We start from the raw sequence: 10,956 nt of genomic DNA on the forward strand, positions 1-10,956 counted from the left end.
AGGGCACCCCCACCGCAACCGACGAGGCCGACCGTCTGCGCACGCTGCTGCTCGACGGCCTTCGCTACCAGCACACCCCCGCAAGCACCACAAGCACCGGGGGAAGCCAGGAGAGAGCGTGACCGGCGAGCAGGACCTGGTCCGGTGGAACCAGGTGGCGCAGGTCTACGCATGCGCCGTCGGCGGCAGCGACGACAGCTTCTACCGCAGGTTGGCGCCCTTCCTGCACCAGCAGTTCGGGGATGTCACCGACCTGCGCGTTCTCGATCTCGGCTGCGGCCACGGGTGGCTGAGCGCGCTGCTGCACCAGGCGGGCGCCCACGTCGTCGGTATCGACGGCAGCACGGTCCTGCTCGACATCGCCCGCTCCCGCCACCGGGGCATCGACTTCCAGGCGCATGACCTGACCGGCGGGCTGCCGTCCCCGCCGCGCACCTACGACCGGATCGTGTCCCACCTGGTCCTGATGGACCTCCCGGACTTGGACCGGCTGCTGGCCGACGTCGCCACGGCGCTGGACCCCGACGGCGTGTTCGTCTTCTCGATCCTGCATCCCTGCTTCTTCGACCAGGCACCCGTCCTCGACCCCGACACCGGCGCCTGGCACCGCCACGTACGCGGCTACCTCGAGCACGAGCAACGCGAGATCGCCTCCTTCGGCGGGCACACCCACTACCACCGGCCGCTGTCGTGGTATGTGGAGCGCCTGGCCGCCTGCGGGCTGGCCGTCACCGGTCTGCACGAGCCGGCCACGTTGCCCGCCCATCGGCGTCCGGTCGCGCAGTGGAGCGACTACGAACGCTGGTTCGCCACCCTTCCCACCATGATCGCCGTGGCGTGCCGCCCGCTCCGCCCGCGCCCGCGGCACCAGGCCTGACGTCCTGCTCGGCGGGCGGGCCGGGCACTGCGGTTGCGCGCGCGACGGGTTCCTGCGGCACGGGACCTGCGCCCAGCCCGAGGGCGAGACCGGTGGCCAGCACCGCGAGACCGACCCAGACCAGCGGGGCGGGCGCCTGGCCGGTGACCGGCACACTGATCGCCGCGGCCGCCATCGGGGCCACGCCGGTGAGCAGCCCGGCGCGGCCGGCGCCGAGCCCACCCACGCAGGTGTACCAGCAGACGAACGCCACCGCGGTGACGGCGGTCGCGAGATAACCGATCACCAGCGCGCCGGTGAGGTCGACGCCCGCCAGCGCCCCCCAGCTGCCGGTACCGACACCCAGGACGGTGAACAGCACCGCCGCAAGCCCGGTGACGTGGACGGACACGCCGTAGGGCCCATGGCGGCCGAGGACGGGCACGGCCAGCAGGGTGAAGCCGGCCTCGCAGCCGAACGTGACCGCGGCCCAGCACAGGCCGAGGGTGTCGCTGCGTCCGACGCCCTCGACGAGCACGGCGCCGACGGTGACGACGCCGGCCGCGACCAGCATCCGCGCCCGCGGCCGGCGATGCTCCACCAGCGGCCCGAGGGTGGCCAGCACAATCGGCACGCAGGCCACCGCGACACCGAGCACTGCCGGTTCCGCATGCCGCGAGCCGCGGACCAGGGCCACGTTGAACAGCACCAGGCCGCTGGCGGCCACGCCGAGCAGCCACAGCCATTCGGTGCCGCGCGGCCGGTACAGCGGCCGGCCACCGCAGCGGGCGAACCCGAGCAGCAGGCCGCAGCCCAGCAGGTAGCGCAGCGCCTGGGCCGGGTAGAGCGCCGCGTCGGTGAGCGTGGCGGAGACCGCGACGCTGCCGCCGACGAACGTCATGCCGATCGTGCCGGCGAGCAGGTACAGGCGAGTGGACACCCGCCGATGCTCACGGCCAGGATGGTCGGTACACCAGGGCCAACAACGGATGTGTTTCATGGACCAAACCGGGCGCGGGACCGACTTTCTGCAGCTCGACCCTGTGACCGCGCCGGCCCGGGGGCTGCCCGGTTGGCTGGTCACCGCGCTGCGCGCCGCGATCGCGGACGGCCGGTTGCCGGCGGGCTGCCGGCTGCCGGCGACCCGCACGCTCGCCGCGGATCTCGGGATCTCGCGCGGTGTGGTCGTCGAGGCCTACCGGCGGCTGGCCGACGAGGGGCTGGTCGGCGGCCACCGCGGCGGCGGCACCACCGTGCTGGCCCCGCCGATCCCGCCGCACCAGCCGACCCTGCTGCCGTGCCGGCCGATCCCGCCAGGTCCACAGACTCGGCGGGCACGGCCGGTGGAGGGCGCGCCGCGCGGGCCGCTGCCCCGACCACGCCTGCCGGTCGCGGCGGGCATCGACCTGTCGCCGGGCGTGCCGGACCTGTCCGCGTTTCCCCGCAGCGCCTGGTTGCGCGCCGAACGGGCGGTGCTGACCGAGACACCACCCGACGAACTCGGCTACGGCAACCCCGCCGGGCATCGTCGGCTCCGGGAGGCGCTCGCCCCGTGGCTGGCACGCACCCGCGGGCTGCGTGTCACCCCGGACGACATCCTGATCGTCTCCGGGGTGGCGCAGGCAATGGCGCTGGTCGCCCAGCAGCTGCACCGCGACGGGATCGACGAGATCGCGGTGGAGGACCCGGGGTCACGCGGCGCGGTGGAGGAGTTCCGCTACTGGGGGCTGCGCCCCGTCCCCGTCGCGGTCGACGGCGAGGGCCTGCGGATCGACGCGCTGGCCGACAGCGGGGCCCGCGCGGTGTTCCTCACCCCCGCTCACCAGTTCCCGACCGGGGTGGTGCTCGCCCCGGCGCGTCGGCGCGCGCTGCTGGCCTGGGCCAGGAAGGCCGAGCTGGTGCTCGAGGACGACTACGACGCCGAGTTCCGCTATGACCGTGCGCCGGTCCCCGCGCTGCACGCCGGCGCACCGCAACGGATCGCCTACGCGGGCAGCACGTCGAAGAGCCTGGCACCGGCACTGCGCCTGGGCTGGCTCGTCCCGCCGCCGCAGCGGTACGCCGACCTGGTCGAGGCCAGGCATGCCAGCGACCTCGGCAGCCCCACCATCGCCCAGCTCGTGCTCGCCCGGCTGCTCGAAAGCGGCGAGTACGACCGGCATATCCGGCTCGTGCGGGCCCGCCACCGGGCCCGCCGCGACGCGCTGCTGGGCGCCCTGCACGCCACCCTGCCGACAGCAACCGTGCAGGGCGTCGCCGCCGGCCTGCACCTGCTGGTCACCCTGCCTGGCAGCCAGGTGGACGACCGTGCGCTGGCCGACCAGCTCCACGCCGCCGGTGTGCTGGCCCACCCGCTGTCCTGGCACCGCCAACGCCCCGGCCCGCCGGGGCTCGTCCTGGGCTACGCCGCCCACCCACCCGACCGGCTCCGCGACGCCGCGGCGACGATCGGCCGCGTCGTGCGCCATGACGACAGATAGGTGACAGTGGCCGTGTCCTGCCAGGTCGAGGTCTTGGCCTCGGCATTCTTCGATGTTCACCGGTCAGGTCCTTCCGGGCGGCGGCTGAGCTCGGCGGCGTAGGTGGTCCGCGCCGCTGCTGGCGCGTTGCCAGACCTTATTGACACCCCGTCACGCGGCACCGTCCCGTCCGACCGGTCGCCTACCGACGCTGGTCTTGTCGAGGTGCGCTGCCGTGCGACTGCGGCCGGGACGTCGCACCAGACCTCGACCGTCGGAGGGTGCCCGCAGCGGGCCAGCCCTTCGACTGTGAACTTCAGGTCCCGGGGGCGGAACCACCAGGAATCCAGTAGCGCGTCACCGTCCATGGCCGCGGCGAGGGACCACAGCACGTCCACCGCGGTCGCTCCAAGCTTCGCCGCGGGCACGGCATCTCCCACGATTCTGCTCAACGTTTCCTTGACGACGTCCTTGCGACGCCGGCAAACACACCGTCACCCAGATCGCCGCCGTGTTCGGCGTCCCCCGCTCCACCGTCTACGGCCACCTCGACTCGGCCACCATCGGTAAGCGGCCCGCCCCCGCAAGCATCCGCGAGGTCAGTACGGCGTGATCCACGACTTGATCAGCCCGACCACCCGCAGCCTGTTCCGCTATCGCCACGGGCCTCGCCGAGCTCTGTAACCGGGGATGGGGCACTGGCCTACGATCAGGCCACCACCCGCGTCGCCCTTCATCCCTGCCACGCGCATCTCGCCGTCAACGCCGCGGTCACCTCACACCTCGTCCTCGACGTACCTGCCGATCCCGAAGCCCTCTGACACAAGACCCTGGCCTAGTACGGCAGCCGTCGTTTTGTGATCATTTGATGTGGGTTGAGGTGAGCCCCGTTTCTCGGACACCTGCGTAGCGGGATCTTATCTGGCTTATGCGGCGTCTGCAATGTTTGCGGTGGCTGTGTGGTAGAGGCTTTCGACATGTTCGGGGGTCTGGTAGCCGAGGGTGGAGTGGAGTCGCTGCCGGTTGTAGAAGACCTCGATGTACTCGGTGATCGCGGTGCGGGCGGTTCGGCGGGTTGGATAGTTTTCGCGGTGGATAAGCTCGTTTTTGAGGGTTCCGAGGAATGATTCGGCGAGACTGTTGTCCCAGCAGACACCGGTCGCTCCGGCCGAGGGGTGCACCTGGTGGTGTCGCAGGACTCGCTGGTAGGCGTCGGACAGGTATTGCGAGCCGCGGTCGGAGTGAAACGTTGCGCCTTTCTGAATGCGGGCGCGGGTGGCGGCCATCGTGAACGCGTCGATGATCAGTTCGGTGTTCATGTGAGCTGCCATCGACCAGTCGATGACTTTCCGTGAATAGCGGTCGATGACGGTGGCGAGATACAGCCATCCTTCGCCGGTGCGGATGTAGGTGATGTCACCGACGAGTGTGGTTCCTGGTCGGGTGGCGGTGAAGTCGCGGCGGACACGGTCGGTGGGGGCGGGGGCCTGGCCGGGCATGGTCGTGCGCCGGTAGGCCCTGGGCTGGCAGGCCCGCAGCCCGCCCTGGCGCATGATCCGGCGGACCAGGCGCACTGACGCCGGCGTCCCCGAGGCGCGGAGGGCAGCGGCGATCCGCCGGGCGCCGTACGTCTGCCGCGAGGCGGCGAACAACGCCCGAACTCGGGTTTCCACCGTGGCCCGTCGCCGTGTGTCCGTCGAGGAGGGCCGGCGGGTCCAGTCGTAGAAACCGGAGGCGGACACGGCAAGCCATCGGCACATGTTTCGTACTGGGTAGGAGTCCTTCTCCGCGGCGATCAGCTGATACTTGCCGATCACTGATGGCGTTGCGCGAAGAAGGCGGTCGCTTGTGAGAGGAACTCACGCTCCATCCGGAGTTCCCGGTTCTCCTTCTCCAGCTCCCGCAACCGGGCCCGCTCCGACATGGTCAGCGGCTCGTCCTCGCTGTTCTCGTGCGCGCGCCGCCAGGTCGCGACCCAGGTGCCGAGCGTGCCCTCGTTGATACCCAGATCCTTCGCGACCGCCGAGACCGGCCGACCCGAATCGATGACGAGTTTCACCAGTGTGGCGTGGCCTCCCACGGTTTGTCCCGCTCTCCCACACCGCCAGCGCCGGAACGGTCGTCACGGTCGTCACACTGTCGGAACCGGAACGGCAGGCTGCCCCGACCGACCCGCGTCCGCGCCCCGGCAGCCGGCCCAGCAGAGGCCCAGGGTCCCCTGCTTCTGACCAGCCCGGTGTCTGTACTCGCCACCGGTGGGCGCCGACCGCATCCACGCCGCTGTACCCCCGCGCACGATCCGACGCTGGTCATCCGCCCGGTGGGGGATCGGCGGGCAACCCGGCCAGTATCCGGGCCGTCATCTGTGTCGAGGGATGCTCCTGCCCCAGCACCTGCCGACACCGGGCCAGCGTGTCCACCAGCAGCACCCGCGCCTGCCCCACCCGACCCGCCGCGGCCAGGTCCACAGCCAGGTTGTGCGCCGTATCCAATGTGTCCGGATGATCCACCCCCAGGATCCGGCGTCGGCGCTTTAGCACCGTCTCCTCCAGCGCACAGGCGGCGGGCAACTCTCCCACCTCCGCCAACCGCACCGCCAGGTTGTGCGCGGAGTGCAGGGTGTCGGGATGGTCGTTGCCGAGGATCCGTTGCTGGCGGGTGTGGGTGTCCTCGTTCAGCGCCCGTGCGGCTTGCAGGTCGCCGAGGGCGGCCAGCCGGTTGGCCAGGTTGTTCGCCGAGGTCAGAGTGCGGGGGTGGTCGTCACCGAAGATCCGTTGCTGGCGGGTGTGGGTGTCCTCGTCCAGTGCTCGGGCGGCCTGATGCTCGCCGAGGGCGGCGTGGATGGCGGCGAGAGTGATGGCGGTGTCGAGGGTGTCGTGATGGTCGGGGCTCAGGAGCCGGGTGTTCTGCTGGTGGAGGCGGGTGGCCAGGGTGTGGGCGGCGGTGCGGTCCCCCCGGGCGTACAGATGCCAGCAGAACCGGTTGGCGGCACGGCGCAGCCCGTGGGGATCCTCGGTGCCCTCAAGGCTGGTCAGGGCGTGGAGCAGGTGCGGGCCGAGGGCCGCCCACCCCGGCCACGTCGCGGGGTCCCGTGGGCTGTTCGGGGTGGCGGCGGCCAGCAGGCGGGCGGTGGTGGTGGTCAGGTGGGTGTGGCGGGTGGGGGTGAGCTGGCCGGCGATGACCGTCTGGACCAGCCGGTGCACGACCAGGCTGTCGCCGCTACGGCGGGCCAGGGAGTAGTCCAGGGCGGCGCCGATCACCTCGTCGAGATCAAGGTCAGGGTGGGTGTCGGCGGCGATCGCACCCAGCGGGGGGCCGAGCAGGTCCGGGTGGGTGGTGAGCAGGCCGATCGGGATCGGTTCGGGGGCCAGCAGCGCGCACACCTCGAGTAGCTGCACGGTGGCCGGGTTGTCGTGGTGTAGCCGGTCGAGTGCGATCGCCCAGCAGGTGTCGACCCGGCCGGCGTAGAGCAGGTCGTCGCCCTTGCCGAGGAACACCTGCCGGCGGGTACGGAAGCGGGTCAGGTAGACGGCGGGTTCCAGCCGGGTGCGGGTGAGATAGCCGGCGGCCTGGGCCAACGCCAACGGCAGATCCCCTAACTCGCCGGCCAGCGCATCAGCCACGGCCGGGTTCAGGTCGGGCAGCCGGCGGGTGAGCAGGGCGATCGACTCGGCGCGGGGCAGCAGGTCCACCTCGATGGTGGCGGCCACCATGTCCCAGCCGGGATGACGGCTGGTGATCAGCACATGGCCGGGGCCGGCCGGTAGCCAGCGGCGGAGTGCGGCGGGGTCTTCGGCGTTGTCGAACACCACCAGCCAGCCCTCGCGCCGGCCCAACGCGGCCAGGACCGCGCCCGCGACCTCAACCACCGGCCCGTCGGCGGGCAGGCCCAGCGGCCTGGCCAGGGCGGCGATCTTCTCGGCGAGCAGGGCGGTCTGTTCGGCCTCCACCCACCACACCAGGCTGTAGGCGGCGGCCTGCCGGTGGGCGTGTTCCAGAACCAGCTGGGTTTTGCCGACCCCGCCCATGCCGTGCAGGGCGGTCACCGCCACCGGCCCCACCCCCAACCGGGCGCGGACCTCGTCGAGCTGGGCTTGGCGGCCGGTGAACAGCCGGTTACGACCCGGCACGTTCCATATCGCGGGTAGCCGGCCCGGGAACTCCGGCTCCACCCCCGACGCCGTCACCACCGGCCGGGACGGCCCGCCAGGAAACAGCGGCTCGACCTGTGGTTTCCCTCGCTCACCACGGGCTGCGGCCACCAGCCGGGCGAGCGCGCTGTCCCGGTCGAGACCGAACAGGTCGACACTGACCAGCTGGGCGAGCAGGCCCGGCAGGGGGCAGTCCTCGATCCTGAAGACCAGCAGTTTTCGGTCCTGGCCGGTCGGATCATCAGCCCAGGCGGCCTGCCACTCCGCCTCCGCGTACGCCGAGGACAGGTACGCCGCCGACAGCACCGCCACCGTCCGGACCGCACGCTGGGTGCCCCAGTGCATCTCGGTGACGACATGGGCCCCCGCGCTGAAGTCCCACGCCTGGATCAAGGTGGTGTAGCCGGCAGCCTCCAACTGCCAGGCCACCCACTGCGCCCACGTCTGATCAGCACTGATGTAGGAGACGAAGAAATCCACCGCCCCCGATGGTGTACCGGTCGCTGCCGGGGCCCCCGTGCCCATAGCCCTACACCCTGCCACCCCACCACGAAACGTCACAGACCCACCGTGCAACGGACAAGCCGCAGCCGCGGGTGCGCGAGACCCCTCCGGCATCTCGCACGTCGCAACAGGCCCAACCCGAACTCATGGTCTGTGGCCCGCCAGCAGCGGTGCTCGTCGACCACCGCGATGCTTCTGCGCAACACACCACCCCCGGATGGTCAACATGGCCTGCGACCATGGCACCGGGCCAGACGTCGACAGTAGGATCGCCCCTTCACGATCGGGGGATCAGTATGCGTCGCAGTCTGTTCGTCATGTTCATCGCGGCTTCTCTATGTGGCTGCACGAGCACATCAGGTGGTAGCTCGGGATCGTCGGGCATCTCGGGAACGCCGGCGGCCAACCCGCCGGCAGCGGTGAAACTCGCCAACCTCGACGGGCTCACCCACCCATCCCCGGCGCAGGTCGCCGAATACCAGCAGGCCCTCACCACCCTGGACAAGGGCTGCGGTGGCACTGACGACGCGAACGCAGCCCTGGTGTATGCCACCCGGGAGCTGGAGGTGAAGGACGGCGTCCACGACTCCGAGTTGACGATCGCGCAGGCGGTCGCCCAGACCGCCGCCACAGGTGCGGTGAAGGACTGCAAAGACCTGTTCGCCGCATTCGCGACGCTGCGCGACCCGGGCTGATCCCAGAACAACCCTGCGCTGGGTCAGCTGGCTGGCAGCCCCGAGACGCCGAGCCGATGGCCCAGAGTGATCCAGTCGGTGGCGATACCGCGTTGGGCGGCGGTGAGCGACAGGGTGCCGTTGCAGACCGCCCGGTGCGCGGCGTTCTCCACCCCGTCCTTCGGATTGGTGGACGCCGGATGCTCCGGCCACAGGTTGCGCACATCCCACGGCGCGCCGCCGAGCGCGAGAGAAACGAGATGGTCCAGCTCGTAGCCGCCCATCGCGCTGCCGGCGTAGTCGCCGTAGGCGGCGATCGCGGCGCGTTTCACCCGGGAGGTGTAGGACAGCGGCGGGCGCACGGTAGCGCTCCATCCCGACCGGCAGATCGTCTGCCGCAGCGTCGCGGGGGTGACCGCCGGGTTGACCGCCCCCGGGGTGCACACCGGGTCGGGTAGTTCCTCGCGATCCGCCGCCACGCAGCGCGACGGGTAACGCACCGACCCACCTGTTGTCGTCGAGACCGGCACCGACCCGACCGCCGGGTTCGGCTCGCCCGCGGACGTCGCCGACCCGGCCGAGGTGCAGCCCGCCAACCCGATGATCAGCACACCTGCCGCGCACCACCGCGAAACCCGCACTGCGCCGCTTCTGCCGCACCCTGGATCAGCTCCACGGCGCTGCCCTCGGCGGCCGATACGGGAGTGTCCTGCGCGGCCATCCACCCGCCGGAGCGCCGTTCCCGAGTCCGGTCCCCCGCAGTCCGGGACCGAACACGCACGAGGGCCGTAGGGGATCAGCGCGGTGATGGCAGCGACGCAGTCTGGCGAAACCGGCCGGGCTGAACAAGACGCGAATGGGTGTGACTGACGGGCGGCTGGCAGTACCCGGGACGCACCAGATCCGACCTGGTGGCCGGGTCGGCGTCCTGGCAGTCCCCCGAGCAGTAGCCGGGGGCGGCCACGATCGACACCAGAATCTCCTCCACACGCCAGCGGCAGACCGTGAGCATCGGCTTATCCTCGCCCCTCCCGCGCTCAGACCCAGGCCCTACGACATCACCACGCTCCCCCGCGCCCGCCGAACAGGCCAGGTCATCGACACCTACCCGCGGATCGGCTCGACGACGGCTGATCTGCCACGGTTGTCCTGCCGATCAGTGAGCCGAACGCCGTACCGCAGCTGCCCGCTTCGGTCTGTCCGGGGGTCCGGTAGGGGCGGAGCGGGAAACCGGGCTTGCTGTCACCTGTGTTGACAGGTCGTTGTCGATGGTCTCAGTCGGGGCTGGGTCCGGGGGGCGAGTCGGGGCGCGGGCGGTGGGTGGCACGCCAGAGGGAGCCTGCCGCGGTGATCCCGGTGAGGACGAGGAGTTCGGCGAGGACTTGTTCGAGTAGTCCTGGCCAGGGCACCCATCCCAGCGCGACGGCCGCGATGGTCATGCCCGTGAGGGCTGCTGTGCCGAGAAGGAGGTGGATCGGTGCGGGGGCGGGGCTGGAACCGACCATCGAAAACCTCTCATGCTTGTCTACATAGGGGGTCTGTGTGGTGGCGGGGCGTGGGCGGGTGGGGTTACTGCTGGGACGGGGGAGAGGACGCAGTCCGGCGGCGGGCGTTGCGGATGCCGCGGGAGGTGACCAGGCACAGCAGGAGTGCCCACCACAGCTGCCGCCATCCGCCCGCGAGCACGGCCATGTCCGCGGCCCATTCCTCGCTGTAGCGTTCTTGGTCGTCAGGGTGGTCCAAGGCCCGTACCGCGGAGGCGACAAGCCCAGCGACGACGCCTTCACTCCACGGGAGATCCCCGGCCACCCGTTCCCTCTGACGGCCCCGCCGACGCGGGCTTGCCGATCCCCGGCGCCGGTTCCAGGCCGACCATCCGCCGGATGCTCCCAGGAGCAGCATGGCTACCGCCCCCAGATACATCGCGGTGGTACCGGCGGTGTGGGCCGCGTGCACCGCCCGGTCGGCGAGCACGCGCTGCGCAAGCCGACCGTCCGCCTCCATCGGCAGAGGCGAGTGAGGATCCGGGACGAGCATGAACCGGCCCGCGCGATCAGAACCGATACGAACAACGCTGAGATCGGGCAGACGGGTGCCGTCGGTCAGGACAGCGCCCTCGGGCAGGCGGGTGCCGGCAGGCAGGACGGTGCCGGCAGGCAGGACGGTGCCGGCAGGCAGGACGGTGCCGGCAGGCAGGACGGTGCCGGCAGGCAGGACGGTGCCGGCAGGCAGGACGGTGCCGGCAGGCAGGACGGTGCCGGCAGGCAGGACGGTGCCGGCAGGCAGGACGGTGCCGGCAGGCAGGACGGTGC

Annotated in this window: 10 protein-coding genes and 1 pseudogene; 3 read left to right on the plus strand and 8 right to left on the minus strand. The window is 71.3% G+C overall.

Going from position 1 to position 10,956, the window contains the following annotated elements; genetic code table 11:
• Positions 1–154 precede the first annotated feature (154 nt).
• A pseudogene (locus ND747_RS30280) lies at positions 155–541 on the plus strand (class I SAM-dependent methyltransferase); the annotation flags it as partial.
• A 187-nt stretch (positions 542–728) separates the two neighbouring features.
• On the opposite strand, the gene ND747_RS28015 reads toward ND747_RS30280, so the two are convergent.
• The gene (locus ND747_RS28015) at positions 729–1,796 is read right to left on the minus strand and encodes a DMT family transporter (RefSeq protein ID WP_374216343.1); all 1,068 of its coding nucleotides are present in this window, start codon (positions 1,794–1,796) and stop codon (positions 729–731) included.
• Positions 1,797–1,854: 58 nt separating this feature from the next.
• Here ND747_RS28015 and ND747_RS28020 point away from each other — a divergent pair, with 58 nt between their 5' ends.
• The gene (locus ND747_RS28020) at positions 1,855–3,336 is read left to right on the plus strand and encodes a PLP-dependent aminotransferase family protein (protein ID WP_251737262.1); all 1,482 of its coding nucleotides are present in this window, start codon (positions 1,855–1,857) and stop codon (positions 3,334–3,336) included.
• Positions 3,337–3,392: 56 nt separating this feature from the next.
• Here ND747_RS28020 and ND747_RS28025 read toward each other — a convergent pair whose 3' ends face one another.
• The 3 genes from ND747_RS28025 to fxsT all read right to left on the minus strand — a co-directional run bounded on the left by ND747_RS28025 (position 3,393) and on the right by fxsT (position 7,991).
• Positions 3,393–3,767, minus strand: coding sequence for a hypothetical protein (locus ND747_RS28025; protein ID WP_251737263.1), 375 nt, complete (start codon positions 3,765–3,767; stop codon positions 3,393–3,395).
• A 474-nt stretch (positions 3,768–4,241) separates the two neighbouring features.
• Positions 4,242–5,395, minus strand: a protein-coding gene (locus ND747_RS28030; RefSeq protein WP_251737264.1) for an IS3 family transposase whose coding sequence is annotated in 2 segments (ribosomal slippage) — positions 4,242–5,164 and positions 5,164–5,395 — 1,155 coding nt in all. Because the reading frame shifts where the segments join, the coding sequence is not laid out codon by codon here.
• 229 nt (positions 5,396–5,624) lie between these two features.
• Positions 5,625–7,991 (minus strand): FxSxx-COOH system tetratricopeptide repeat protein, encoded by a 2,367-nt coding sequence (fxsT, locus tag ND747_RS28035; protein WP_251737265.1) that lies wholly within the window; start codon positions 7,989–7,991, stop codon positions 5,625–5,627.
• A gap of 275 nt (positions 7,992–8,266) precedes the next feature.
• On the opposite strand from fxsT, the gene ND747_RS28040 reads away from it, so the two are divergent.
• Positions 8,267–8,665 carry a hypothetical protein gene (locus ND747_RS28040; RefSeq protein ID WP_251737266.1) on the plus strand — a complete coding sequence of 133 codons (399 nt, stop codon included), beginning with the start codon at positions 8,267–8,269 and terminating at the stop codon, positions 8,663–8,665.
• Between the two features lie 23 nt (positions 8,666–8,688).
• On the opposite strand, the gene ND747_RS28045 is transcribed toward ND747_RS28040, so the two are convergent.
• From ND747_RS28045 to ND747_RS28060, 4 genes are all read right to left on the minus strand, one after another.
• The gene (locus ND747_RS28045) at positions 8,689–9,285 is read right to left on the minus strand and encodes a hypothetical protein (RefSeq protein ID WP_251737267.1); all 597 of its coding nucleotides are present in this window, start codon (positions 9,283–9,285) and stop codon (positions 8,689–8,691) included.
• A 155-nt stretch (positions 9,286–9,440) separates the two neighbouring features.
• The gene (locus ND747_RS28050; RefSeq protein WP_251737268.1) at positions 9,441–9,656 is read right to left on the minus strand and encodes a hypothetical protein; all 216 of its coding nucleotides are present in this window, start codon (positions 9,654–9,656) and stop codon (positions 9,441–9,443) included.
• A gap of 262 nt (positions 9,657–9,918) precedes the next feature.
• Positions 9,919–10,149: a hypothetical protein gene (locus ND747_RS28055; RefSeq protein WP_251737269.1), complete on the minus strand. Its 231-nt coding sequence runs from the start codon at positions 10,147–10,149 to the stop codon at positions 9,919–9,921.
• 64 nt (positions 10,150–10,213) lie between these two features.
• A partial coding sequence (locus ND747_RS28060; RefSeq protein WP_374216344.1) for a hypothetical protein occupies positions 10,214–10,956 on the minus strand: 743 nt, incomplete at its 5' end.

It is taken from the genome of Frankia sp. R82, assembly GCF_023716925.1.
Taxonomy (GTDB): Bacteria; Actinomycetota; Actinomycetes; order Frankiales; family Frankiaceae; genus Frankia.